Below are 24,334 nucleotides of genomic sequence, written 5' to 3'. Positions count from 1 at the left end.
GGGGCGGGGTGGGGAACCCTTACGTCACGAACGTCCACGATGACGACGCCGGGCTCGTTCACGACGCCGGGCCCAGGCTTCATCCGCCTGCTGGCGGCGGCCTCGGCTCCGCTCCTGCCCCGCGCGCGCCGCCTGCTCCTGGCGAGCGGCCGCGAGCGCTACCTGAGCCGCCGTGGAGGGGCGGGGACGGGCCGCTTCCTTGGCCGCCAGGCGAGCAGCACGCTTGGGATTGACCGCAGGGCCGATGCGTCCGGCACGGCCGGTGGCGGTCACCGGCGTCGAGCTCTCAACAGCGTCGATGAGGTCATCGCCGTGGGCGAGGAGGAAGGCGTACAGTTCCGCGTCGCCGGGCTCGGCGCCGAACACGCACCTGGCTGCACGGACGGTGTGCGCCACGGCCCCGTCAGCGGCGCCACTGGCCCCGGCCGCACTGACGTGCTCAAGGACGCCTACCCAGAACTGGCCGTCGAAGAAGACGGTGAAGCGGGCTGAGACCCTTGGCGAGGGCGGGGAGCTGGACCGGGACGAGGACGGCGCGGACGACGAGGGCACTGCGGACTCCTTCGGGTGCGACTACTCGCACCCGGTGGCAGCTGGAGTCCCGCGGCGGTGGCAGTGGGCCGTCGTGCCGTGGGTGACGAACGCCTGGTTATCACTCCCCTATGGGCTTGGGGGCACTCCTGCCCCAGCGGCGTCATCCGGACTTCCTCCGGACCGTGCAGTTCGTGCGACCGGGTGTGGCGCGGTTGCGCCGTGGCCAGGATACCGCGGGCGTCCACCGACTCACCTACCGGACCAGGGCAGGGGCGTCGGCAGCCAGGCCACCAGGGCACCCCCGTTCTCACGAGCAATAAGTACCGTTCTCGCGACGAATAAGTACCGTTCTCACGACGAACAAGCACCGTTCTCACGGAAGGGGCGGGGCCTTGGGCCCTGCTCGACTGGGTGGCCCGCGTCCAGGTGTCCGCGGTGTCGCGGTGACGTGAGACATACCATGACCTCGGGTGCTCTCCTGGAGACCACGCCTTCGTTAGGCTTCCCTCAACTCCATCCTGTTCTCCGCGCCCTGAAACGAGAGCCTCTCCCATGCGACGTCGTCCACTCACAGCGGCCACGGCCGCAGCCGTCATGGTGGCAGGAAGCGTCCTGCTGGCCCCCACCGCCGCCGCCGACCAGCCGACCCTGGAGTGCGCCGACGGCTTCATGTGCTCCGACCCCGGCCACTTCGGCAGCCTCACGGCCGCCTACGCCGACACCCAGCCCGCCCCCGCCACGACCTGGGGCAGCCCCCGCGTCAGCCTGCTGGACTCCCCGGCCGACGCCCTGGACGTGGACCCGGGCGCCGAGGTCACCCGGAGCTACGGCATTGAGATCCCCTCACAGGCCGCGGGCTCGCAGCGCTCCGTCTCGTTCCTGGTCAGGAACGGCTCGGGCGTGTTCGCCAACCCCGCGGACATGCGCTTCCACATTACTGACGACGCCAGCCAGGAGCTGACCGGCGGCACCTGCGAACCCGAGGAGCAGAAGCTGGACCCGGGTCAGGAGACCACCGTGACCTGCACGGTCCCGGACTCCGGCACCAGGCTCACGGCCTACCGCCGGGGGAACTTCGGCGGGGAGGTCCTGTCCGCCTGGAAGCTGGGCTCCCAGACGCCGCCCGCCCCTCCGGCCGCGCAGGCGCCCGCCACCCCGCCCACGGTCACCGTCGACGGCCAGACGGTCACCGGGACCGTGGAGGACGGGGTGTGGAAGGCCAGCTTCGACGTGACCTACACGGCCCCCGACAGCTACGGAGCCGAGGCCACGCACACCCCGGACGTCGTCGTGGACGGCACACCGATCCAGTCGCCGTCCTTCCGTATCACCACCAAGACCGCGCCAGCCCCGGACCCGGCCCCCAACCCCGAGCCCGAGCCCGAGCCCAACCCTGCTCCCAACCCGGCACCGGCCCCCAACCCGGCGCCGAACCCCGACCCCAAGGCGCCGGACCCGGCTCCCGCCCAGCCCGCCCCCAATGAGCCCGCTCCCGTCCAGGCAGCCTCCACCCAGGACTCAGAGGGCCTGGCCATGACCGGCGTACAGATCGCCGGTGTGCTGTGCATTGCACTGGGGCTGACGGCCACGGGCCTCCTCCTGGTGCTCAGGCGGATGCGCCGGTCCTAAGGGGGTAGCCGAGCGGGCCCGGGGGCGGACCGTCCTAGCCGACCCGCCCTGGCACGGGTCCCGGCCGCGCGCCCAGCAGCGGCACCCAGGCCCATCTGGTCCTGGAGTGTCGGCTAGGCCGCGCGCCCAGCAGCAGGAGGCCGCGACCGGGGCGCTGAGGGGCTGCGGCACCCGCTCAAGGCGGCCTTACCCGAACCGGGCGGCCTCCCAGACCGGGGCGGCCCTACCCGAGCCTGAGCCAGGCGGCCCTACCCGAACGAACCGGGGCGGTCCGGCACCACAGTGGTGCCGGACCGCCCCGGTCTGTCAGGGGCTGGTGGTCACATGACGCCGAGGATCTCGGTGACGAAGACGAGGGTGTCCCCGCCCTTAATGCCGGCCTGCGGGACGCCGCGCTCCCCGTAGCCGAGCTCGGCGGGGATGGACAGCAGCAGGCGCGAGCCCACGCGCTGGCCCACCAGGCCGTCGTCCCAGCCGCGGATCACCATGCCGACGCCGACCTGGAAGTCCAGCGGCTGGTGGCGGTCGTAGGAGTTGTCAAAGACCTGCCCGTCCCAGACCTGGCCCAGGTAGTGGGTGACGACGGTGTCCCCGGCCTCGACCACCTGGCCGTCCCCGGCGTCGAGCACCTGGACCTGAAGGCCTTCAGGGGCCTGCGGGCCGGGGAAGGTGAGAACGGGCTTGGTGCCCTTAGCGCCCTGAACCGAGGGCATACTGGTACTGCTCATGCCCGCGAGCCTACGGGACGACGCCGAGCTCACCGTCCTCCTTGGCCCAGCGCGAACTGGCCCCCGGGGACAAGGAGGCCATCGACTAGAGCTTCCCCGTAGAGCCTCCCCCGAGACGCCCAGCTCCGAGGACGAGGCGGACCAGCGCACGGCCCGCGGCAGAGGCCACCGTCTCGGGGCGGCCCGTCCAGCCGCTCGCGTTAAGCGCGGCCTGCCCCGCGGCAGGGGCCACCACCCGCGCCACCCAGACGTGCCGCTACAGACAGCGGTCCGCCCGGCTACCAGCCGGGCGGACCGCGGTACGAGGCAGGCGCGGGCCTCAGTTGTCGCGCAGAATGGCGAGGATGCGCAGGAACTCCACGTAGAGCCACACAATGGTGACCACGAGCCCGAACGCACCGGCCCAGGCGTAGCGGGTGGGCAGGCCGCCCTCGACCCCGCGCTGGATGGCCTCAAAGTCCATGGCCAGGCTCACGGCCGCCATGACCACCACGACCAGGCCCACAATGACGCCCAGCGGGATGCCCATAATGGTGACGCTGCCGCGCAGGCCCCACGGGTCGGTGACGGCACCGGTGGCCATGAGGACCAGGTTGACCAGGCTGAAGAGCAGGTAGCCGCCCATGGCAATGAGCAGGATGCGGGCCACCCGGGCCGAGACCCGGAAGTTCGCGAACTTGTAGGCGCACAGCATGACGACGAAGGTGGCCGCCGTCGCCCCCATGGCCTGAATCACAATACCCGGGTAGAAGTAGTTCATGACGCCGGAGAAGGCCCCGAGCATGGCGCCCTCACAGGCGGCGTAGGCCATAATGAGGGCCGGGCTGGGCTCCTTCTTGAAGGAGTTGACCAGTCCCAGGACGAGGGCGCCGATGGAGCCCAGGATCATGACCAGGTAGCCGACCCCCATGGTGGCCCTGTTGGTGGCCAGCATCCAGGACAGGGCCCCCGTGCCCAGGATGAGGGCGAACATCCCGGCGGTACGGACAATGACGTCGTCGTAGGTCATGCGCCCGCGGTCGACGTTGGTGGCGCTGGGCGCGGCGTACTGGGCCTCCAGGCCGGCGACCTGGTTCGGGCTCACCTGGCCGTAGCCGGGGTAGCCCTGGGCGGGCGCCTGGCCGTAACCCGGGTAGGTCTGGGTGGTTGCCTGGCTGTAGCCGGGGTAGCCCTGAGTGGGCGCCTGGCCGTACTGGGCACCGGGCTGGTAGCCGGGCATGGCGGGGTAGCCGTTGGGGGTGGTGCCGACGCCCCCCTTGCTGTTGAAGGCTGGGCTACGGTCGAAGAAGGGATTGCTCATTGGTGTCGGTCCTCTCAGGGGCTGATGTGCCCCGTCCACATGGGGTCAACAACCCTATCCTGCCGCACATTCCTGGGAAAGACCTCATACCCGGCCCCTCTCCTCCTGTGGGAGGAGGCTCCTCCCCCACGGGGCCCAGAAGGCCCCCGCCAGGTTCATCCCGCACTCCGATGATGGCCCCCTTCCCCGCCTCCTAGCCTTGGGGACGTCAGCCCGGGAGCACCCCCAGGTGAAGACCTCAGGACCTGCCAGGACGCCACCTGCACCCACCTCAATGAGAGCAGCACCGCACATGATTGAAGCCCATGACCTGACCAAGCGTTACGGCGACAAGACCGCCGTGGACCACATCTCCTTCACCGTGGAACCCGGGACCGTCACCGGCTTCCTGGGCCCCAACGGCGCGGGCAAGTCCACGACCATGCGCCTCATTATGGGACTGGACCGTCCCACCTCGGGGACCGTCACCGTCAACGGCAGGCGGTACCGCGACCTGACCGCCCCCCTGTGCGAGGTCGGCGCCCTCCTGGACGCCAAGGGCCTGCACGGCTCCCGCTCCGCCCGTTCCCACCTGACCCAGCTCGCCGTCTCCAACGGCATCCCCCGCTCCCGGGTGGGCCAGGTCCTGGAGCTGACCGGGCTGACGGGCGTGGCCAAGAAGAGGGTCAAGGGGTTCAGCCTGGGCATGGGCCAGCGCCTGGGCATAGCCGCCGCCCTCCTGGGCGACCCCCAGGTGCTCATCTTCGACGAGCCCGTCAACGGCCTGGACCCCGAGGGGGTCATCTGGGTGCGCGAGACCTGCCGACGCCTGGCCTCCGAGGGGCGCACCGTGTTCATCTCCAGCCACCTCATGAGCGAGATGTCCCAGACGGCCGACCACCTGGTGCTCATCGGCCGCGGCCGCATTATCACCCAGGGCCCGGTGGACGAGGTCATCTCCCGCGCCACCTCGGACCAGGTGCGGGTGGCCTCCCCGCAGGCCACGGAACTGGCCACCGCCCTGAGCCGGGCCGGGATCGCGGTCCAGTCCCCCGAGCGGGGGGTCCTGACCACCAGCACGGCGCCCGCCGCCAGGATCGGCGAGATCGCGGCGGCCTCGGGGATCGTCCTGCACGAGCTGACCACTATCCACGCCTCCCTGGAGCAGGCCTACCTGGAGCTCACCAACGGGGAGGTCGAGTACTCCACCGGAGCCCCCTCAGGACACGCCGCCCACTCTGGCCACGCCGCCCGCCCCGGCCACGCCGCCCCCGGCGGGGACACGCCCACGGGCCAGGCCCGACGCGGGCGCCCGGCCGGGACCACCCCCACCACCCACTGACCGCACGACGTGAGAAGAGAAGACACTATGAGCACCGCCGTCGCACCCGGCACCCGGACCGGCCGCATTAACGGACGCCAGACCTTTGGCCGGGCCATCGCCGCCGAGTGGGTCAAGCTGCGCACCCTGGCCTCCACCTGGATCACCTCCGTCATCGCCGTGGGCCTGGCGGTCCTCATCGGTGCAGGCCTGTCCATCGCCTCCTCCGACAACGAGGAGCTGCTCGCTGACCAGGCCCCCGCCCTTATGGTGGTAGGAATCACCTTCGGCCAGATCGCCATGGCGGTCCTGGGCGCCCTCATTGTCACCGGGGAGTACTCCTCGGGCCAGATCCGCTCCTCCCTGGCCGCCGTGCCGCACCGCTGGCGCCTGTTCTGGGCCAAGAGCCTGAGCATCGCCCTCTGGAGTTTCCTGGCTGGCGCCTTCTCGGTGCTCCTGACCTGGGTGATCTCCGCCCCGTTCATGGGAGACAAGGCCCCGTCCTTCGGCGACGCCAGGGTGTGGGGCCTGGTGTGGGGCTCAGGCCTAGGCTTCGCCACCATCTCGCTCATGGCCCTGGGACTGGGCTTCTTTATGCGCTCCACGGCGGGCGCCACCACCGTGGTGCTCACCCTGCTGTTCGTCATTGACATCCCGCTGCAGATCGCTGGCAGCCAGTGGCACTGGGCCGAGGTCCTCAGCCACCACACACCTCTCGTGACGTCCCCGGCGCTGGCCGACCCCTTCAATATCGCCCGGCGCTACTCCGAGGGCGCGCCCACGCACACCATGGCCATAGTCACCTTCGTGATCTGGGCCGTCGTGCCCCTGCTGGCGGGGTGGATCACCTTCTCCAAGCGGGACGCCTGAGCCCCCGCCACCCCGCCGCCCTGCTGGCCAGCTGGCCCCGGAGGCAATGTACCTCTGGACCAGCTGGCACAGGACCCACCGACCCCGGAGGTGACCATGACCGGCTCCCAGCGACAGGCCCCGGACGTCCTACCGCTGGGAGCCGTGCGTGCCGCCCTTATGGCAGCCTCCGCACCGGCGCCCGGCCGCCCCGGGGACGCCTACGCCCCGGACAACCGCGCGCCTGTGTACCCCGTCCCGGTGGGTCCGCCAGCCGGGGACCAGCCGGGCCCCACGACGCCGAGGGCCGTGAGGCCGGGCGTCGTGGGGCCGGGGGACGCGCCACCAGGTCCCACGGCAGCGTGGCCCCCTCCGCTCTGCGCCACGACGTCGGCACGTGAAACACTGGTCCCGATGACCCCCGCTGACCCCGCCCTCGAGACCCCGGTCGCCGCCCCCGTCCTCCCCGGCCCCGTGGGCAGGTGGCTGCGCTCCCACCCCCGGGCGGCGGACTCAGGCCTGGCCCTCTTCATATTCCTCCTCGGCTCACTGTCCACCGTCCTCCAGGCCCAGAACCCCGCGGCGTTCCAGGCCATTGGCGTACCCGGCCTGGTCATCCTCGCCCTGGCCCAGACGACCGCCGGGACCGCTCTGGCGCTGCGGCGCGCCCGTCCCCTGGCCACCTGGGCAGTAGTCATCCTGGTCATGCCCGTCACCGAGATCCTGACAGTGCTGGTCCTGGACCCGGAGAAGAGCGCGCTCCTCTACGTCTCGAGTATGCTCATGCTCACCCTGCTCATAGGCGTGCCGCTAATGCTGGGGACCCTCACCGTGAGGGTCAGAACCCGGTGGGCGTGGCTGGCGTGGGTCGCCTCTACGCTCGCAGTCCAGGTCCCCCAGATAGTCCTGGAGCGCTACACGTTCGTCGAGTCCGCCATGACCCTCATGGCGCTGGCACTCGTCAATATGATCGGCGTGCTCGTGGGGCTCAACGCCCGCTCCCAGAGGCAGCGGCTGGCAGAGGTGGAGGCCCGCTCCGCGCGCGCCTCGCTGGAGCGCGAGCAGACGGCGCTCCTGGCGGCCGCCAACGAGCGCAGCCGGATCGCCCGGGAGATGCACGACGTCGTCGCCCACTCCCTGGCCGTCATGATCACCATGGCCGACGGCGTCGCCGCCACCATTGACCGCAACCCGGAGATGGCCAAGGAGGCCCTGGGGATGCTGGCCGAGACCGGCCGCAGCGCCCTGGCGGACACGCGCCGCCTGGTGGGGGTGCTGCGTGACGACCCCGGCGCCACCTCCGCGCCGTCAGGACATCCCGCGGCGGCCGGGACCTTCCCCGGGCCCGTGGCGGCCGAGGCCGCTGGCACCACCCTCGCCCCGGCCGGTCCCTGCACGCCCGGACCCGCGGGCAAGACCACCAGGGCCCAGATCGGCACCACCGTGCTCAGTGCCGCGTCGTCCGGCCCCGTGGGCGAGGCCACCGGGTCCCCGAGCGGGCTCAGCCCGACCGGCGCCCACAATGGTCCCGGCAGCCAGGCCGCCGTCCCCGGGAGGACCCTCCAGGCCACTGGCCCCGGCGCCCACGACGGCCCCCTGCCCGGCCCCACCGGCGTCCCTGCCGGGACCACCACCCCGGCGTCGGGCAGCCCCGGGCCCGACCGCCCCCTGCCCGTCCCAGCCCCCCGGGAGCCCGAGACGCGGGCGGTGCCCCTGCCGGAGTTCGCCCCGCCCGGGACGGTGCCTCCGGTCGAGCCCAGCCAGGCCGTGGCCCACCTACGTACCCAAGCCACCGACGTGGACCCCTCCACCGGTGACACCCCCCTGTCCCCCGCGCCGGAGCAGTCGGACCTGCCCGTGCTCATTAGGCGGTTCCAGGTCGCGGGCGTCCCCGTGGACTACACCTGGGAGGGCCGGGCCCTGCCAGGGGACAAGGGGCTCCAGCTCACGCTGTACCGGATCGCGCAGGAGTCGCTCACCAACATCCTGCGCTACGCCCCCACCACACCCCGGGTCACCGTACGTGTGGAGCGGCACACGGGGACGGTCGTGCTCACGGTGGAGAACCTGTCCGCCCCGGGAAGCCGCCCCGTGCACGGCAGCGGCAAGGGCCTGATCGGCATGCGGGAGCGGGCGGCCGTCTACGGTGGGACCGTCCAGGCCGGACCCACCCGGACCGGGTGGCAGGTCCGGGCGGTGCTGCGCTGGGAAGAGAACGACGAAGGGAGCCCCTCGTGGCAGATACCCCACTGACCCAGTCCCACGACGCCGCCACGGCACCGGCCGACGGCAGGCCGGTGCGCGTGGTCCTGGCCGACGACCAGGCCCTCATGCGCATGGGCTTCCGCATGGTGCTCGATGCCGAGGAGGGCATTGAGGTGGTGGGCGAGGCCGCCGACGGCCACGCCGCCCTGGCCCAGGCGCGCGCCCTGCGCCCCGACGTCATCCTCATGGACGTGCGCATGCCGGGCATGAACGGGATCGACGCCACCGCGGCGATCACCGCCCAGTGCCCGGGCACGCGGATCCTCATCCTGACCACCTTCGACCTGGACGAGTACGCCTTCGCCGGGCTGCGCGCGGGGGCCAGCGGGTTCCTGCTCAAGGACACCCGCCCCGCCGAGCTCGCCGAGGCGGTGCGCACGGTGGCGGGCGGTGAGGCCGTGGTCTCCCCGCGCATCACCCGGCGCATGCTGGAGATGTTCGCCGGGCAGCTCCCCTCCGACGGCGGGGCCCAGAGCGCCCCGGACCCCCGGATCGCCTCCCTGACCCCCCGGGAGGGGGAGATCCTGGTGCTCATGGCGCAGGGCCTGTCCAACGCGGAGATCGCCACCCACCTGGTGGTCTCCGCCACGACGGTCAAGACCCACGTGGGGAACGTGCTGGCCAAGCTGGAGGTGCGCGACCGGGTCCAGGCCGTCGTCGTGGCCTACGAGACGGGGCTCATGTCCTAGCCTGGCGTCAGCCCTTTCCGACTCGCCGCGGACCGCCGGACAGCGCCTGTGGCGGTTGCCCGTCCCGGCCCCTCCTGGACGACTCGCCGCCGTCACCAGGACAGCGCCCGTGGCGGTTGCCCGGCGGTCCGCCTCTCCCGGGCGCCCACGTCCGGCCCTTGCCCGGGGTTCCCCGGGCTTGACGGGGCCAGCCTCTCCCGGAGTACCCACGTCCGGTTCCTGGGCGCCTGTGTCTGGCTCCCGAGCGCCTGTGCCCGGTTCCTGGGCGCCCGCCTCTTCCGAGAGTACCCACGTCCGGTTCCTGGGCACCTGTGCCCGGCACGTCAGGGGGCGTGCAGGACGGCCTGGGCCCGCTCAAGCCCCTCAAGCACCACGGCCTGGACGGCGTCGGCCGCCTGCTCCAGGGTGACGCCCCACTGGGCCCGGGACCGGGGCGGCAGGTCGGTGAGCACGAAGTCGGCCACGTCCTGTCGTCCCGGCGGGCGCCCGATCCCCACCCGCAGGCGGGCGTAGTCGCGTGTCCCCAGGGCCTGGGAGACCGAACGCAGCCCGTTGTGACCGCCCTCACCGCCACCGCGCTTGAGACGCAGGGTGTGCTCGGGCAGGTCGAGGTCGTCGTGGATGACGAGCAGGCGCTCAGCCCCCAGGCCGTAGAACTGCGTCAGGGCCCTGACCGGCCCCCCGGAGACGTTCATGAACGCGGTGGGCTCCGCCAGGACCGCGCGCGGCCCGGGCGCCCCACCGGGCAGGAGCCCCAGCCGGACCTCGGCCACCCGGGCGCGGGTCCTGTGCCGTGACAGGGTGGCCCCGGTACGCCCCACCAGCAGGTCGATGACCATACGGCCGATATTGTGGCGGTTGCGGGCGTACCGGGGCTCAGGGTTGCCCAGGCCCACGACGAGCCAGGGCGCGCTCACGGCAGGACCCCGGGGTGGGGACCAACTGGGCTACAGCGGGTCTGCCCGGGCCTTCGGGTCTGCCCGGCGTGGCTGGCGCACTTAATGTGGCTGGTGCGCCTGGTGTAACCGGCGTACCGGCAGGCGCCCGCCCCGCCTGGGCACGTACCCGCCGCGACGGCGTCGCCCGGGCAGGTGGTGTCGGGGTAGGCCCTCACTGGGCCTCGGCAGCGTCGGCGGGGGCCTCGGTCTCCTCGACGACGGTGTTGTCCTCGGTGATATTGACAATGTCGGTCTCGGCCTCCGTGACCGCCTCCACGCCCTGGGGCAGGGTAAGGTCCGCGACACGGATGGCGGTACCGGCCTGCACGCCGGTGACGTCTACCTCAATGGTCTCGGGGATGCTGGTCACCGGGGCGGACAGGAGCACGTGGGCGAGCTCGATAATGTGCATGGTGGAGGGCACGGCCTCACCGACGACGGTCACCGGCACCTCGACCTCGACGCGCTCGTTGCGGTTGACCAGGAGGAAGTCCACGTGCTGCACGCCGGGGCGGATGGGGTGGCGCTGGACCTCCTTGGTCAGCACCAGAAGGGGCTGGCCCTCCACGGACAGCTCAATGAGGGCGTTCTCGTTACCGCGCAGGGCCATGCGGGTGGCGTGCTCGTCCAGCAGCAGGTGACGGGGCTCAGCGCCGTGGCCGTAGACGACGGCGGGGACCTGCCCGTCACGGCGGGCCTGGCGGGAGGCGCCCTTGCCCAGGCGGGTGCGGTTGGTGGCGGTGAGCTTAATGGCGTTGTCAGCCACGAGTTCTCCTCGGGTCGGCGCGGGGAGGGCCCCGCGGGTCGGTGGTCCGGCGGGGCGCGAGGACGCGCAGCACCCTGAGGCACCACCACGTCGATCACGGATGCACGCACGCGCGTGTCCCTCGCCGGGGCATTACCGCGATCCTACGGGACGACGTCGTCCCAGGACCTCACAGGCGCGGTGAGCCCGGCCACCCCGCCCGCCCCTCTCTCCGCGAGAACGGTACTTGTTCGTCGTGAGAACGGTACTTATTGCTCGTGAGAACGGTACTTGTTCGTCGTGAGAACGGTACTTGTTCGTCGTGAGAACGGTACTTGTTCGTCGTGAGAACGGGGGTGCGCCGGTGCACCTGCCGCACCTGTGTCCTGACCGACGCAGACGCGCGGGGCCAGCAACCTCCCGGCCACAACCTCCCGGCCAGCTCTGACGCCTGCCCTACCTGGTTCGCGTCGGGATCTGACTGCGTTCGCCGGAGACGTGCCCCGTGTGCCGAGAACGTACCCTGGAAGGGCATCTAGGGTACGTCTCCGGTGACCGGGGCAGGTCCGGCGCGAGGACGGGGACACGGCCGGGCCTACACTCCGGCGACCGGGGCAGGTCCCGGGCGGGTGGTGAGGCTTGTGGGACGGCCGGTGCAGTGGTGTGGAGAACCGGGAGCGGGTCCGAAGAGCCGGGCGTCCGCGTAGGCCGGGACATTCCTGGGAGCCTGCTGTGAGCACCCCGTTCTCACGAGCAATAAGTACCGTTCTCACGACAAACAAGTACCGGTTTCACGGGAAACAAGTACCGTTCTCGCGACGAACAAGTACCGTTCTCGCGAGCAATAAGTACCGTTCTCACGGAGAGGGGCGGGCGGAGAGGGGCGGAGGGTCGGGCGGGCGCCGCGGTCGGCCGGGGCCCGCCCCACCTCAGCACAGGCGGATGACGCCGCCGACAATGAGTGATATGAGAGCCTCCTCCACCAGCAGCCGGGCACGCGGGTGGCCCCCCAGCCGCTCCACGACGGCGCGGTGGATCACCTCCATGCCCGTCGGCTCCTGGCAGGCGAGCCAGATGACGGCACCCGCGCCCCCCAGCGTCACGGGCAGCCGCCCGTAGAGGAGCACCACGGCGTCCTCAGTGACCACGGCGTCGGTCCAGGTGGTGCGCACAAAGCGGTCCCCCTCCGCGAGCGGGCCGCAGTCCTGGCCGCTGAGCGCGGTGTGGGCGTCACCGGCCCCCGGCACGTGGGTGAAGGAGGCAGGAGCCGCCTCGCAGGCGGGCAGGCCGGCCAGGAGGGAGGCACACTCCTCCTGGCTGGAGAAGTTCAGACGCCAGGGCCCGCCCGCCAGGGTCAGGGCCTGGGCCAGGGTCAGGAGGGGGGAGGGCAGGGCGAACAGGGAGGAGGTCTGGGCGATGACCGGCTCCATGATCTCCTCCAGCCTCATGGGCACCAGGGTGTTGCCGCTCCTGACCCGCTCGGCCAGGACCAGGGCGCCCAGGGGCGTGGGCGAGGTGACGGCCTCCAGGCCGAGGGCCGACGGGGAGTGGTCCACCTTGGTGCGCCTCGCCTCGGGTCCGACGACGGACAGGGGCTTGGGGTAGGGGATGACGTCCAGGGTCCCCGGGGTAATGACGAGGGTCTCGTCGGTCACGTAGCCGAACCGGTTCCCCAGGACCGAGCAGAAGGTGGTCTTGCCTGTCCCCGAGGGCGCAATGACGCCCACCACGCGCCCGTCGGGGGCGCGCAGGCCCGCGGCGTGGAGCATGAGGTAGTCACCAGCCGCCTTGCTAATGAGCCACCGGGTCAGGTGCTGGGAGACGTAGTAGGTCACGTCCCTCTCCAGGGTGTGCAGGACCAGGTCGTGGGGCCGGGCGCTGGCTGCAGCCGAGGGCGGCAGGACCGTGACTGAGAACGGGGCGGGGGCAGGGTCCCTGTCCGACGCCGTCGTGGCGCAGGGCAGCCACGCGTCCTCAAGCCTCTGGGCGACCGGCAGCGGGAGCTGGGAGAGGTCTAGGTCAACGGTCTGCCCCATGAGTGTGAGAAGCACAAGAGCTCCCTCAGGGTCGGGGGTGCGAACACGGTGATGATAGCGTGACGCGTAGGCCGCCGCGCTGCGGCCTGTCTCCCGGGCCACCGTCGGCCCAGCGTCATCGTCCGCCGCATCAAGCCCTTCGAGAGGTCATCCGTGTCTGACTCATCCTCCGATTGTCCCTCTCACGTCCGTCCTTCGGACCACGGCCCCTCCGGCGAGGGCCCACACGGCAGTCCCGCCTCCGCCGACCGGCCTTCCTCCGATCGTCACCCTCGCAGAGCCGATCGGAGGACCCGGCGAACCGCCGAGGTGCCCCTGGACGACGCCTCCAACGAGCTGTTCATGGACCGCCTGGAGCACTCCGCCCCCCTGTTCGAGGGCCCCCCGCCCCAGCGCAAGGAGATCTCGGCCAGGCACCACCACCACAGGCGCCGCCCCTGGGTGGTCCGGCACAAGGCGGCCACGGTGCTGCTGGTGCTCCTGGCGCTCATTGCGGGGACCGGGATCGGGCTGGTCCTGTTCATCCGCAGCCTCCTGGGCGGCATCGAGCACCTGGGCGACCCCTTCGCGGGCCTGGGGAGTCGCCCTCCCTACGCCACCGGCGCGGCCGGCCAGCCCGTCACCTTCCTGGTCCTGGGCTCGGACTCCCGGATCGACTCCAAGGATCCCTCCCAGTGGGAGGTGGGTGCCCAGCGCACCGACACGATTATGGTCATGCAGATCAGCGGGGACCGGAAGAGGGTCAACGTTATGTCCATCCCGCGCGACTCCTGGGTGACGATCCCGGCCAACGACGTCGTGGACCACGACTCGCGGGCCAAGATCAACGCCGCCTACTCCTGGGGAGGCCCCACGCTGCTGATCCGGACGGTGGAGAACGTCACCGGGATCCATATCGACCACTTCGCCATTGCGAATTTTGAGTCCTTCAAGACCCTGACCGACGAGCTGGGCGGGGTCGATATCACCCTGACCCAGCCCCTGGACCTCACCGGCAGGCAGGACGCCGCGAGCTCGGACAACGTCCTGGCCCCCGGGGCCCACAGGCTCACCGGCGAGCAGGCCCTTGTCTACGCCCGGGAGCGCTACACCCTGCCGGACGGGGACTTCGGTCGTATTAAGCGCCAGCAGAACTGGATGCGCTCCATCCTCAAGGCCGCGGTCGACGGCGGGACGCTCACGGATCCCGTGAAGCTGGCTGGGCTCGTTGAGACGGTGACCAAGACGGTGGCCGTGGACGACGCCCTGACCACCTCGGCCATGATCGACCTGGCCAGCTCCATGACCGGGATACGCAGCAGCAACGTGAACTTCTTCCAGGCCCCCGTCCAGGGCATCTCCACCAGTGCTGACGGGCAGTCGATCGTGCTGCTCGACGCCGTCACCCTGGCCGAGGTGTCCCGGGCCTTCCAGACGGACTCGATCAGCCAGTACGTGGCCGAGCATCCCGACAAGCTCAATGTGCTGGGAGGGGTGGTGAACTGACCGCCCGCCCTGCCCCCGCCTCCTCTTTCGCGAGAACGGTACTTGTTCCTCGCGAGAACGGTACTTGTTCGCCGCGAGAACGGTACTTATTGCTCGTGAGAACGGGAGGCCCGCTTCAGGGCGACGGCGTCCTCCGGCACAGGAAGCCGGGATGCGCTGCCTACATGGTCTCCTAAAGTGACCTCGGTCGCTGCTGCTCCGGTCCTGTGCGCGTCCCAGCCTGAGGAGCCCAGGACGAGCGAGAAAGACGCTCCCTGCCACACCAGGGCTCCGGACGGAGTATTGTCTCGGAGCTCCCAGGCGGCGGGTGCTCCCTACCGCACCAGGGCCCCGGCTACGGAGAGCTCGCAGGACGGGTAACGCCACGGGATACTCCCCACCACGCCAGGGCCCCGGAGCCGCTCAACGGGCCCTCGAAGACTGGCCACGGCGCTCCCCCCAGCGTGCCAGGGCCCGGGACCCACCCGAGCGGATAGTGGGCCCGGCCCCGGGCAGGACCAGCCCAGAGCCTCATGCCGTCACGTGAACCGGCTACCCGGCCACCCCGGTCATGCCCCCGTTCTCACGAGCAATAAGTACCGTTCTCACGACGAACAAGTACCGTTCTCGCGAGCAATAAGTACCGTTCTCGCGAGGCGGCCGGGGCAGGAGGGGCCGGGCAGGAGGACCGGGGGCGGTCAGGAGGCGGCTGGGACGTGCTCCTGGGTCTCGGCGGGCTCCTGGTGGCGTGTGTGCCGACGGCCTCCCGGCAGCAGACGGCGCCAGCCCCGTGGCCGCTCGCCGTAGTAGTAGTGGTGCCCGTAGCTGCCGTAGCCGTAGCCGTAGTAGACCGAGCCCATGGACCGGCGCGAGGCGCGGTTGAGCACCACCCCCAGCAGCCGGGCGTCAACCTGCCCCAGGATCTTGCCCGTCAGGCGCGCCTGCTCCTTGTAGGTGCCCCCGACCTCGAAGGTGAGGATGGCGCCGTCGGCCAGGGCCGACAGGAGCGCGGCGTCGGTCACCGGCAGGAGCGGGGGGGCGTCCAGGAGCACGACCGCCTCCTGGGAGAGCCTGTCCAGCAGGGCCTTCATGCGCTGGGAGCCCAGGAGCTCGGAGGGGTTGGGCGGGATCCGCCCGGCGGGGATGACCCTGAGGTGGGGGTGGCCCTTGACGAACTGGGCGACGTCGGACACGGGCACGTCCCCGGCCAGGACCTGGGTCAGGCCCACTGAGCCGTCAATGTCGAAGATGCGGTGGACCACGGGCTTGCGCAGGTCGGTGTCCACCAGGATGGTGCGCTGCCCGGAGGCGGCGAGCATCTGCGCCAGGACCGCCGAGATGGTGGACTTGCCCTCCCCGGGGTTGGCGGAGGTCATGACAATGGCGCGCGGCGGGTTGTCCACGTCCACGAAGCGCAGGTTGGTGCGCAGCAGGCGGATGGCCTCGGCGGCCTGGCCCAGGCCGTCCACGTTCCTGCGCCCCTTGGCGCTCAGGTCGGTGGAGCGGGGCACCACGGCCAGGACCGAGGACTGGAGGATGTCCTCAATGTCGGAGTTGTGGCGGATCTTGTTGTCCAGGGCACGGCGCAGGAAGGCGACGGCGAGTCCCAGGGCCAGGCCGCCAGCGCCCCCCATGCCGGCGAGCTTGGTGGTGTCGGGGGAGAAGGGGGCCCCGGGCAGCTGGGCGGGCTCCAGGGCGACCAGGCGGGTCTGGCTGTTGTAGGTCTCGTCGGTCGGGGCGGCGGTGGCGGGAGCCGCGGGAGCGGCCTGCCCGGCCTGCCCAATACCGGCCTGCCCGACGGCGGCCTGCGGCGCGCCGGCCACGGCGGGCACGAGGCTCGCCCCGGTACCGGCCACGGCGGGCACGACGCGCGCCTGGGCGTCGGCGGCTGCGTCCTCCTTCTCCTCACCGGTGCCGTTACCGCGGCCGGGGGTGGAGCGCCTCTCACCGGTGCCCGGGTTCGCGCCCTCGTCCTGGTTACCGCCCCTGGGCTCCTCCTGCCTGGGCTCGGGGGTGGCGGGCTCAGGGGCGGCAGGCTGCTCGTCAGCGGGGGACGGCGTGGAGGGCTGGTCGGAGCCGGCTGCTGGGGGCTGGGCGTCAGCAGGCGACGGGCTCTGCCCGGAGCCAATGGCCTCCAGGGAGGCGATGTAGCTGCCCAGGGCGGGGATGGCGGCGTTGGCCAGGTCCCGTGCCCGGCTCGGGTCCGAGGAGACCGCCGTAATGGTGACGATCGGGGAGGACGGCTCGGCCGCGCCGGTGAGGGAGCCGCCGAGATCCTGCAGACCCAGGGACTGGGACACGGACTGGGCCACGGCCGCCGAGCCGGCGAGCTTGGCGAACACGCCCGCCTTCTGCTGGGCCACGGAGTTGGCGCTCCAGGCGTCCGTGCCGGCGATGACGATCGTGGCCTGTGCGGAGCTCTGGTAGAGCTTGGGCTGGGTCTTGGCGTACCCGAAGCCCAGGAGCCCCCCTACGACGACGCAACAGATAATAAAGACCGCGTTGACCTTCATCAACCTCAGAAAGTCCTGAATGGTCACGAGGGCAGCTTCCCTTCCTGGTCTGCACTGGGGCCGGGGGACCCGTGACGGCCTACCCCGAGGTCACGCTACCAACGCCGTGGCCCCTACCGCAGGAGGAACGGGACAAGCGTGATCAAGTCCGCGTCAATGCGCTGGGCGACCCCGGCGGCGAACTCCGTCCCCCGTCGGAAGGGGTCGGGCACGTCGGCGGACTCGTCGGGCGCGGGGCACCGCGCCCCCAGGGCGGACACCAGGACGGAGGCCGATACCCTGCGGGCCCGTCGCCCGCCGCCGGGCGGCTCCAGGCCCTGGACGGCCTCCACCAGCTGCCCCAGGGTGAAGCAGCGGCCGGTGACCTCAGGGTAGTCCTCCACGAGCCGGCGCCGGTGCTCGACCGCCATGCAGATAATGAGCGCGCTGCGGTCCAGGATCCGCTGGTCCACGGGCTGGGAGCGGTGGGCGGCGACCTCCTCGGGGCTCACCCCCCGCTCGCGGGCCTGGGCGGACATGGCGGGCTCCATGGGCTGGTCCACCAGGCCGGGGACCCCGGCGCTGGTGACCGCCCAGGTCTCACCGGAGCCCAGCAGCTGGCGCAGCCGCATCTCGGCGTAGGGGCTGCGGGAGATATTGGCGGTGCACACCATGAGCACCCGGGGTGCCCCGCCGTGGCGCCGGGGGGCGGAGCCGCCCGTGGGGACCAGGTGGCGCAGGAGGCGTCGGGGCCGGTTGCCCCGGCTGCTGGGCGCCGTGTCCCCGAAGACGCCGCCACCGGCGTGGATGTCGAGCCGCTCACGACGGGCGTGTCCGCGGGAGGCGCGCCGCCCGGAGGACGCGCTCACGGGACCTCCTCCAGCAGGCCGTCGGTGACCAGCTCGTCCAGGAAGGCGCTCACCTCGGGGGCGATGCGCGAGGCCGGGAGGCCCACGGCGTCGGCCAGCACGGCGGCCACCTCCTGGGCGTCCTGGGACTCCTGGGCGACCAGCCAGATGGAGCGGGCGGAACCGCTCAGGACCAGGGGCTGGCCGTCAGGTACGTGGGCAAGGTAGACGTTCGCGTCCTCACCGCCGGGGGCGTCGTCCACCCAGGCCAGGCGCTCGGGGAGCCGGTAGCTCATGTCTGCCTCCTCTCGTGGTCGGTACGGTGCAGGAACGTGCGGGCCTCACCGACGGCCCGGGTCAGGCGCCCGGCGAACTCGGCGGCCACCTCCCCGTGCGAGGGGCGCCTGCCCAGGCGCATGGCCAGGTGGTCGGTGTTGACCAGCAGGGAGCGGGCCACGACCCTGGTCTTGGCGGCCGGCCCCGGGGCGGCGCGGAAGCGGGCACGCCACTCCTCCAGGCGGGAGGTGCCCCCGTGGGCCAGGACGAACCAGAGGTCGTGCGCGGGGTCGGCGGCGTAGCGGTCGAGCTCGCCCAGGGCGGCGGCCAGCCCCACCTGGGCCCCCACGGACACGGCGAGCCGCCGGATACGGGCGCGCTCGGCGGCGTCGGCCCGCACCCAGGCGCGCTCGTAGTCCGGGTCGAGGCTCCCGGACCCGTTGCGGGCCACGTGCAGGAGCAGCAGGAGGCGCTGGGCGGTCAGGGAGGGGACCGGGCAGGGCAGACCGGCGACCGCCTGCAGGCGCCGGTCCGCCCACAGCACGGCGAAGGCCTGGGTGGCGGTCATGCCCGGGAAGACCCGGTGGACGTCGGCGTAGCCCCAGGAGGGGTGGTAGAAGGTCGCGGCGTGCTCAAAGACCGAGCCGGTGGCGAAGCTGGTGACGTGCTCCCAGCCGTGGTCCGCCAGGGCCTCCACGTAGCGGGCCACCTGCGTGGGCCGGACGACGACGTCGGCGTCGGTGGCCGAGCGCAGGGGGCGCCCCAGGCTGGGGTCGACCGCGGGGCCCTTGACGTGGAGGACCTGGACACGGGCCTCCTGGGCGATCACCTGGAGCGCGGCGTGGGCCAGGTGCGTGCGCACACCGACGGGGACGCCTCGCGTCGCGGGCCCCTGGCTCGTCAGCGTAGTCATGGGCACATGGTATGCCCACGAGGCCCCGCAGCCACCTCGTAACCCGCGCCCGCCCCCCGGTGCAGGCCCAGCACCTCGTGGACCGCCCGGACCGACTCAATGGGCAGCTGACCGGGGGCCGAGGGAGTCCAGGAGCCGTCGGGCCCGGGCACCAGGACGAACGTGAGGGCCGAGCCGAACACGCCCCCGGCGACCCGGGTCACGGCCCCCTGCTCCCCCATGGACATGGTGACCAGGGGCACGCTCAGGATCTCCCGGGCGCAGGCGGTGGCGTTCAGGAGCCGGGCCACGTCGACGGCGTCGTGGGGGGTGGCGGCCAGCTTGACCACGTCGGCGCCGTCGTCCTGCATGTCGATCAGCAGGTCCATGGTCTCGTCCTCCTCGGGGGTGCCGGAGAGGTCGTGGCAGGAGGCGACCACGTCCAGGCCGGCGCGGTGGACCAGGCCCGCCAGGAGACGCAGGTCGGCCCTGGCCTCCTCCAGGTCGCGCCCTCCCGGGACGTACAGGCCGGCGCAGTAGGCCTCGACGTCGACGGCGTCGGGGCGGCGCAGCCCGGCCCCCTCCAGGTAGCCCTCCGCCAGGGCGCCCAGGACCGCGCGGTAGCCGCTACGGTCCAGGTCAAGGCCCCCGCCCTGGGAGCGGGTCCTCAGGGTCACCAGGACCCCGGGGCGCGTCACCCGCCCCTCCGCCTCCTCGGCGGCCCCCGGCGCGGCACCTGGCACCGAACCAACCACGGCACCTGGCACCGGGCTCGCCGCGGCACCAGCGTCGGCGTCCTCCAGCGCCCGCACGACGGCGTCGGCGGCCCGGGCCAGGAGACGGGCCAGGAGACGGGGGTCACCACCGCCGGCCTCCTGGACCTCCTGGAGCAGGTCCCCCCGCAGCTCGACGACGTCGGCCCCGGCCCGCCGGGCGGCCAGCACCTGGTCCAGGCAGCCGGCGAGGGTGGGGGCGGTGGTGGAGACGGCCAGGAGGGGGACCTCACCGCCGACGAGCACCCCGCCCCACCGGCGGACGCGCACCATCGGACGGCCCTCGTCAGGGTCGCAGTCCTCCGGCGGGCTCACGGCGGAGCCGGAGGCGCCACCCAGCGGGCCCCCGGCGGGGGAGGAGACACCACCCGGTGAGCTCCCAGCAGACTCCGACGTGCGGTCCGGCGGGCTCACGGTGTTGACGGAGGCGCTGTCCAACGGGCTCGCAACGGGCTCGGACGTATAACCCAGCAGGCTCACGGCGCCACCCAGCGGGCTCGCGGCGCCCCGGTCGGGCTCGTCGTTCCCGCGCGCGGCGGGCAGGGGCTCACGGCTCATGGTCTTCCTGGACTCCTTAGATCTGTGACAGGGCGATACCGTCAAGGATGTCGTGGACGGAGGTGGAGACCACCGTCACCGGGTGGTCGGTGCGGGCGGTGTCGGCCACCACCCGTGCCACGACCTCGCTCCACACCAGGGCCCCGGCGGCAATGACGTCACGGCGCCCGGGGGCGAGGAAGCCCATGGCCTCACGCTGGGCGGGCGTGGAGTGCACCAGGGCGTCGCAGGAGGCCAGGACCGCCTCCACGTCCAGGCGGGCGGCGGCGATGGCGCCGGCGTCAAAGGCGTCCAGGCCCAGGGCGTGGGCGGTGACCGTGGTAATGGTGCCGGCCAGGCCCACCAGGGCCCCGGTGGCCCCCAGGTCGACGTCCCCGACCGCCTCCTGGATGCGGGCGCGCACGTCGGCTCGGGCGGCCGCCTCCGCCTGGGGGGTGACGCCCTCGGCCAGGTAGCGCTCCGTGATCCTCACCGAGCCGGTCTGCATGGAGTGGAGGGCCTCGGGGCGGCGTCGGCCCAGGACGAGCTCGGTGGAGCCGCCCCCCAGGTCCACCACGAGGCGCGCGGAGCCGGCGGGGGCGGGGTCGGCGCCCACCAGGGAACCGAGGTAGGCGAGCTCGGCCTCCTCCTGACCGCTGACGACCTCGGGCTCCACCCCCAGGACCCGGCGCACCCCGGCGGTGAAGTCCTCCCGGTTGCGCGCGTCGCGAGTGGCGGACGTGGCGATAAAGCGCACGCGCTCCGCCCCCAGCTCCCCCACCACCCGGGCGAAGTCCGCCGTGGCCTCCAGGGTGCGCTCCAGGGCGGCCTGGTCCAGGTACCCGGTGCGGTCCACGCCCACCCCGAGCCGGACGATCCGCCCGCTGCGGGTGACGTCGCTCAGGGTCACGGCCTGCCCGGTGCGGACGAGGTCGGCGACCAGCAGCCGGATCGTGTTGGTACCGCAGTCAATGGCAGCGACGCGGGTCATGGTGTCCTCCAGTGGTTCCGCGGTGCGGGTGTACGGCAGGCCGCGGCGTCCCCCGTACCCGCCAGACAGTCCGACAGTATCAGCAGTAGCAGCGGGTGGCCTCCCACAGGCCCCGGGCGGCCAGCGCCGCCAGGGTGAGGTCACCGACAGGGTTGACGCCGGGCCCCACCGCCAGGGAGTGGCCCAGCAGCGCGTGGAGGCACTTGACGCGGGTGGGCATGCCGCCCGCGCTGACCCCCTCGATCTCCTCGGGCCTGCCCAGGACGGCCCTGCGGGCCAGGTAGTCCTCGTGGGCCGCGGCGTAGGCGGCGGCCAGGGACGGGTCGGCGCCCAGGCGGGCGTTGTACTCCTCCATGAGGTGCTCGGCCTCCAGGGTGGAGCAGCCCCGCACGGCCGCCGGGTGGGTGAGGTAGTAGGTCGTGGGGAAGGGGGAGCCGTCAGGCAGGCGGGGGGCGGTGCGTGCCACCACCGGGCGGCCGCACACGCAGCGGGCGGCGACGCCCACCACGCCGCGCGGGACGCGCCCGAGCTGCTCCTCCAGGGCCGCCAGGTCCTGGGGGGTGACCTCCTGGGAGTCCGGGTCGGGGACCGGGGGCCCCACGGTGCCGGGGGTCACGGGACGTCGTCCTGCCCCTGGGGGGCCCTGGTGGCGGGGGCGCGCCCTGCCCCGCCGTCCGACCGGTCCCCGTCCTGGGGGTCGGGGGCGGCCGGCTCGGGGCCGTCCTGGGCGGGCGTCCCCGGCTGGGGGCCGCTGGAGGCCGGTGAGCTGCTGGGGTCGGCGGTGGGGACCACCGGGACCTGCGTGGTCCACCCCTGGCGGGCCGGCTCGGAGGGCTGGGCAGGCTTCTGGGGCGTGACCTCCCCGGCGACCACGGCCGACTGGCGCAGGACCTCGTACCAGGGCACGGCGGTCTCCTGGGAGTCCACGCCGCCCTGGCCCGGGGGCCTGGTCACGCTGTCGGCGCCCACGACGACGTAGCTCGTCTCCCCCGGCATGACGTAGGACAGGCGCTCACGGGCCTGGGCCTTGACATAGGCGTCGTCCTGCCACTGGGCGAGCTCGGACTCCAGGGCGGTGGCGGTGGCCTGGGCGGAGGCGACCTGGGAGACCACCAGGTCGTACTGGGCGCGCTGGTAGAGGTAGGCGGTGACGGTGCGGAACATGACGACGCCAGCGAAGACGAGGGTAATGCCCATAATCACCGTCTTGGTCGTACGCGACAGCCCCCCGTCACCGGCCAGGCGCACGTTCCGGGCGGCGGACGATGCTCCGGGGCGCTCACCCGGCTCCTGCTCCGGCGACGCCGTCGCCCGCTCGCCAGGGGCGGGGCGGGCCGCCGGCCGGGGCGTACCGGCCCGGGGGGCGTCGGGTGCGGGGTCGGCGGCGTCCTCCCTCCCCCGGGGTGCGACTGACCGAGGTCGGGCAGGGGCGGGTCGGCGCTGTCTCATGGCCCCGATCCTGCCTGAGAGCCGGGTACGAGGGCGTCCACCGGGGACGGCGGGTCGCTCACGTCGTGGCCCTGGGCCCGCCCAGGGCACCAGGACCTATGGCGTAGGTCACGGGTGCGTCGGGTACTGGCCGGGGTCCGGCGCCGCCGACCCCGCGGCGTCCTGGTGCCCCTGGACCCACTGGCACGTGAGGACAGCCGTCCAGGGCGTGGGCACCCCCTGGGGGGTCAGCGGGACGGTCACGGTCGTCACGCCCTCCTCCTGGCAGGTCCGGCGGGCCTGGGTGAGCGTGTCCGGCCAGGAGGGCCCGTGGGTGGCCCACTCGTCCCCCCGGGAGTCCGCCACGCACCCCAGGGCCATGACCAGCACCAGGCCGCCCGAGACCGCACGCGCCAGGCGCGCCGGCCCCGCCCGATCGGCCAGGAGGACCAGGGCGGGTCCTATGGTCAGGGAGGGGATGAGGGCGTACCGGGAGGCGTTGGCCAGGCCCTGGGACGGCAGGATGGTGGAGAGGTCGGCGAAGTTGACCGTCGCGGCCAGGAACGCGGTACCGGCCGCCAGGAGGAGGGCCACCAGCCACCGGGTCTGCGCCGGGGCGCCGGGCAGGAGCACCAGGAGCACCAGGGCGTAGCCGACGAGCACGAGCACCGAGAACACCCCCGTCCCCAGGAGGTTGGTGAGGGCCTGGCTGACGGACTCGCCCAGGGCCGCCTCGGCGGGCCCCCGGACCACGACCGTCCCGGCCAGCCCCGTGGGGTCGTCCCGCAGGGAGTCCAGGAGCGAGGAGGAGCGGGCCGTGGTGTCAATGAGGGCGCCGTGGAGCATCAGAGCCAGCAGCATGGCTGCGGGCACCAGGCGCTGGCGGCCGCTCAGGGCCGCCAGCCGCCACAGGGCGACCGGGGCCAGGGCGAAGGCCAGCGGGTCGGTCAGGGCCGCCCCGGTGACGAAGAGGACCCCCAGCAGGACGTGCCCCGGCCGCCTGAGGGCCCCCAGCAGCGCGAAGGTGGCGCCGACCACGAGGAACCACCGCAGGTTGGTGAGGTTGCCCAGCACCTCCTGCTGGCCGACCCCGCCGAACAGGGCCAGGGCGCCGCACGCCAGCGGGGCCCACCACGCTCGGGTGCAGGGCGTGACGACCACGATCACCAGCAGGGCCAGCAGGAGCCTGAGTGACGCGCTCGCGGAGGCCACGCACACCGGGTAGGCCTCAGCGGGTCCCTGCGCGCAGGCGTCGCTGATCAGCCGGGGGACCACGTGGAGGTAGCCGGTGTAGCGCTCCAGCAGGCTGGCGCCGGTGAGCGAGCCGTGGAGGAAGATCTCCCCGTCCTCCTTGTGGACGTGGGCGGTGAACGCGCCGTAGAGCCGCGGCACCATGAGCCAGATGGTCCCGACCAGGAGGACCGCCAGGTAGGTCAGCCGCTGCCGCCCGGTCAGGGACGGCCAGGCCGCCGGGGCGAGCGGCCCCCTCCAGACGCCACCGGTACGGGGCGCGGGACGGCGGTGGGGCGCGTCAGGACGCCGACGGGGCACGGGACGCTGGTCCCGCCTCCCGGGGACGGCGTTGCCCGACCGCCCGGAGGCCGTGGACGTGGTCCGCAC

General features: G+C 72.7%; 21 protein-coding genes. 6 read left to right on the top strand and 15 right to left on the bottom strand.

The features are described from left to right. Positions 1–24 precede the first annotated feature (24 nt). The gene (locus JJJ15_RS08160) at positions 25–552 is read right to left on the bottom strand and encodes a DUF2992 family protein (protein ID WP_200510404.1); all 528 of its coding nucleotides are present in this window, start codon (positions 550–552) and stop codon (positions 25–27) included. A 534-nt stretch (positions 553–1,086) separates the two neighbouring features. Between JJJ15_RS08160 and JJJ15_RS08155 the strand changes: the two genes are divergently transcribed. Beyond that, the gene (locus JJJ15_RS08155; RefSeq protein ID WP_200510403.1) at positions 1,087–2,163 is read left to right on the top strand and encodes a hypothetical protein; all 1,077 of its coding nucleotides are present in this window, start codon (positions 1,087–1,089) and stop codon (positions 2,161–2,163) included. A 320-nt stretch (positions 2,164–2,483) separates the two neighbouring features. Here the strand turns inward: JJJ15_RS08155 and JJJ15_RS08150 are convergent, their stop codons facing one another. Then, the gene (locus JJJ15_RS08150; protein WP_106110213.1) at positions 2,484–2,891 is read right to left on the bottom strand and encodes an FKBP-type peptidyl-prolyl cis-trans isomerase; all 408 of its coding nucleotides are present in this window, start codon (positions 2,889–2,891) and stop codon (positions 2,484–2,486) included. A gap of 319 nt (positions 2,892–3,210) precedes the next feature. Further along, on the bottom strand, positions 3,211–4,191 hold the full coding sequence (locus JJJ15_RS08145; RefSeq protein WP_200510402.1) for a Bax inhibitor-1/YccA family protein: 981 nt from the start codon (positions 4,189–4,191) through the stop codon (positions 3,211–3,213). Positions 4,192–4,483: 292 nt separating this feature from the next. On the opposite strand from JJJ15_RS08145, the gene JJJ15_RS08140 reads away from it, so the two are divergent. From JJJ15_RS08140 to JJJ15_RS08125, 4 genes are all read left to right on the top strand, one after another. Continuing rightward, positions 4,484–5,512: an ABC transporter ATP-binding protein gene (locus tag JJJ15_RS08140; RefSeq protein WP_200510401.1), complete on the top strand. Its 1,029-nt coding sequence runs from the start codon at positions 4,484–4,486 to the stop codon at positions 5,510–5,512. 27 nt (positions 5,513–5,539) lie between these two features. Continuing rightward, positions 5,540–6,361: an ABC transporter permease subunit gene (locus JJJ15_RS08135; protein WP_200510400.1), complete on the top strand. Its 822-nt coding sequence runs from the start codon at positions 5,540–5,542 to the stop codon at positions 6,359–6,361. A gap of 393 nt (positions 6,362–6,754) precedes the next feature. Beyond that, entirely contained in the window at positions 6,755–8,593 is a 1,839-nt protein-coding gene (locus tag JJJ15_RS13485) for a histidine kinase (RefSeq protein ID WP_281433017.1), read from the top strand. Continuing rightward, the gene (locus JJJ15_RS08125) at positions 8,575–9,294 is read left to right on the top strand and encodes a response regulator transcription factor (RefSeq protein ID WP_281433016.1); all 720 of its coding nucleotides are present in this window, start codon (positions 8,575–8,577) and stop codon (positions 9,292–9,294) included. The genes JJJ15_RS13485 and JJJ15_RS08125 overlap by 19 nt, the downstream gene beginning before the upstream one ends. A gap of 323 nt (positions 9,295–9,617) precedes the next feature. Here JJJ15_RS08125 and pth read toward each other — a convergent pair whose 3' ends face one another. The 3 genes from pth to JJJ15_RS08110 form a co-directional block, all read right to left on the bottom strand. Next, on the bottom strand, positions 9,618–10,211 hold the full coding sequence (pth, locus tag JJJ15_RS08120) for an aminoacyl-tRNA hydrolase (protein ID WP_200510399.1): 594 nt from the start codon (positions 10,209–10,211) through the stop codon (positions 9,618–9,620). Between the two features lie 193 nt (positions 10,212–10,404). Next, positions 10,405–10,998: a 50S ribosomal protein L25/general stress protein Ctc gene (locus JJJ15_RS08115; protein WP_200510398.1), complete on the bottom strand. Its 594-nt coding sequence runs from the start codon at positions 10,996–10,998 to the stop codon at positions 10,405–10,407. Between the two features lie 908 nt (positions 10,999–11,906). Continuing rightward, positions 11,907–13,028 carry a hypothetical protein gene (locus tag JJJ15_RS08110; protein WP_200510397.1) on the bottom strand — a complete coding sequence of 374 codons (1,122 nt, stop codon included), beginning with the start codon at positions 13,026–13,028 and terminating at the stop codon, positions 11,907–11,909. 294 nt (positions 13,029–13,322) lie between these two features. Between JJJ15_RS08110 and JJJ15_RS08105 the strand changes: the two genes are divergently transcribed. Continuing rightward, on the top strand, positions 13,323–14,498 hold the full coding sequence (locus JJJ15_RS08105; protein WP_246741975.1) for an LCP family protein: 1,176 nt from the start codon (positions 13,323–13,325) through the stop codon (positions 14,496–14,498). Between the two features lie 677 nt (positions 14,499–15,175). On the opposite strand, the gene JJJ15_RS08100 is transcribed toward JJJ15_RS08105, so the two are convergent. From JJJ15_RS08100 to JJJ15_RS08060, 9 genes are all read right to left on the bottom strand, one after another. Beyond that, positions 15,176–16,990: a polysaccharide biosynthesis tyrosine autokinase gene (locus JJJ15_RS08100; protein ID WP_200510396.1), complete on the bottom strand. Its 1,815-nt coding sequence runs from the start codon at positions 16,988–16,990 to the stop codon at positions 15,176–15,178. Positions 16,991–17,103: 113 nt separating this feature from the next. Continuing rightward, the gene (locus JJJ15_RS08095; protein WP_200510395.1) at positions 17,104–17,838 is read right to left on the bottom strand and encodes a hypothetical protein; all 735 of its coding nucleotides are present in this window, start codon (positions 17,836–17,838) and stop codon (positions 17,104–17,106) included. Beyond that, positions 17,835–18,113 carry a PqqD family protein gene (locus JJJ15_RS08090; RefSeq protein ID WP_200510394.1) on the bottom strand — a complete coding sequence of 93 codons (279 nt, stop codon included), beginning with the start codon at positions 18,111–18,113 and terminating at the stop codon, positions 17,835–17,837. Before JJJ15_RS08090 ends, JJJ15_RS08095 begins: the two co-directional genes overlap by 4 nt. Continuing rightward, entirely contained in the window at positions 18,110–19,006 is an 897-nt protein-coding gene (locus JJJ15_RS08085; RefSeq protein WP_200510393.1) for a nucleotidyltransferase family protein, read from the bottom strand. The genes JJJ15_RS08090 and JJJ15_RS08085 overlap by 4 nt, the downstream gene beginning before the upstream one ends. Then, the gene (locus JJJ15_RS08080) at positions 19,003–20,316 is read right to left on the bottom strand and encodes a type I 3-dehydroquinate dehydratase (RefSeq protein ID WP_246741974.1); all 1,314 of its coding nucleotides are present in this window, start codon (positions 20,314–20,316) and stop codon (positions 19,003–19,005) included. Before JJJ15_RS08080 ends, JJJ15_RS08085 begins: the two co-directional genes overlap by 4 nt. A 16-nt stretch (positions 20,317–20,332) precedes the next feature. Continuing rightward, positions 20,333–21,286 carry an exopolyphosphatase gene (locus tag JJJ15_RS08075; RefSeq protein WP_200510392.1) on the bottom strand — a complete coding sequence of 318 codons (954 nt, stop codon included), beginning with the start codon at positions 21,284–21,286 and terminating at the stop codon, positions 20,333–20,335. Between the two features lie 79 nt (positions 21,287–21,365). Beyond that, positions 21,366–21,902: a DUF501 domain-containing protein gene (locus JJJ15_RS08070; RefSeq protein ID WP_200510391.1), complete on the bottom strand. Its 537-nt coding sequence runs from the start codon at positions 21,900–21,902 to the stop codon at positions 21,366–21,368. Beyond that, a complete protein-coding gene (locus JJJ15_RS08065) occupies positions 21,899–22,735 on the bottom strand; it encodes a septum formation initiator family protein (protein ID WP_200510390.1) in 837 nt (278 codons plus the stop codon). The genes JJJ15_RS08070 and JJJ15_RS08065 overlap by 4 nt, the downstream gene beginning before the upstream one ends. Before the next feature lie 108 nt (positions 22,736–22,843). Continuing rightward, positions 22,844–24,334, bottom strand: coding sequence for a hypothetical protein (locus JJJ15_RS08060; protein WP_200510389.1), 1,491 nt, complete (start codon positions 24,332–24,334; stop codon positions 22,844–22,846).

It is taken from the genome of Actinomyces sp. HMT897, from assembly GCF_016626125.1.
GTDB lineage: Bacteria > Actinomycetota > Actinomycetes > Actinomycetales > Actinomycetaceae > Actinomyces.
The sequence above is the reverse complement of the archived record's forward strand: the minus strand, read 5'-3'. Positions and strand labels throughout refer to the sequence as shown.

Excerpts from the sequence above, each read along its gene's own strand:
- JJJ15_RS08100 (WP_200510396.1), bottom strand. The coding sequence starts at position 16,990 with ATGAAGGTCAACGCGGTCTTTATTATCTGTTGCGTCGTCGTAGGGGGG.
- JJJ15_RS08080 (WP_246741974.1), bottom strand. The coding sequence starts at position 20,316 with ATGAGCCGTGAGCCCCTGCCCGCCGCGCGCGGGAACGACGAGCCCGAC.
- JJJ15_RS08090 (WP_200510394.1), bottom strand. The coding sequence starts at position 18,113 with ATGAGCTACCGGCTCCCCGAGCGCCTGGCCTGGGTGGACGACGCCCCC.
- JJJ15_RS08140 (WP_200510401.1), top strand. The coding sequence starts at position 4,484 with ATGATTGAAGCCCATGACCTGACCAAGCGTTACGGCGACAAGACCGCC.
- JJJ15_RS08065 (WP_200510390.1), bottom strand. The coding sequence starts at position 22,735 with ATGAGACAGCGCCGACCCGCCCCTGCCCGACCTCGGTCAGTCGCACCC.
- JJJ15_RS08135 (WP_200510400.1), top strand. The coding sequence starts at position 5,540 with ATGAGCACCGCCGTCGCACCCGGCACCCGGACCGGCCGCATTAACGGA.
- JJJ15_RS08075 (WP_200510392.1), bottom strand. The coding sequence starts at position 21,286 with ATGACCCGCGTCGCTGCCATTGACTGCGGTACCAACACGATCCGGCTG.
- JJJ15_RS08150 (WP_106110213.1), bottom strand. The coding sequence starts at position 2,891 with ATGAGCAGTACCAGTATGCCCTCGGTTCAGGGCGCTAAGGGCACCAAG.
- JJJ15_RS13485 (WP_281433017.1), top strand. The coding sequence starts at position 6,755 with ATGACCCCCGCTGACCCCGCCCTCGAGACCCCGGTCGCCGCCCCCGTC.
- JJJ15_RS08085 (WP_200510393.1), bottom strand. The coding sequence starts at position 19,006 with ATGACTACGCTGACGAGCCAGGGGCCCGCGACGCGAGGCGTCCCCGTC.
- JJJ15_RS08145 (WP_200510402.1), bottom strand. The coding sequence starts at position 4,191 with ATGAGCAATCCCTTCTTCGACCGTAGCCCAGCCTTCAACAGCAAGGGG.
- JJJ15_RS08155 (WP_200510403.1), top strand. The coding sequence starts at position 1,087 with ATGCGACGTCGTCCACTCACAGCGGCCACGGCCGCAGCCGTCATGGTG.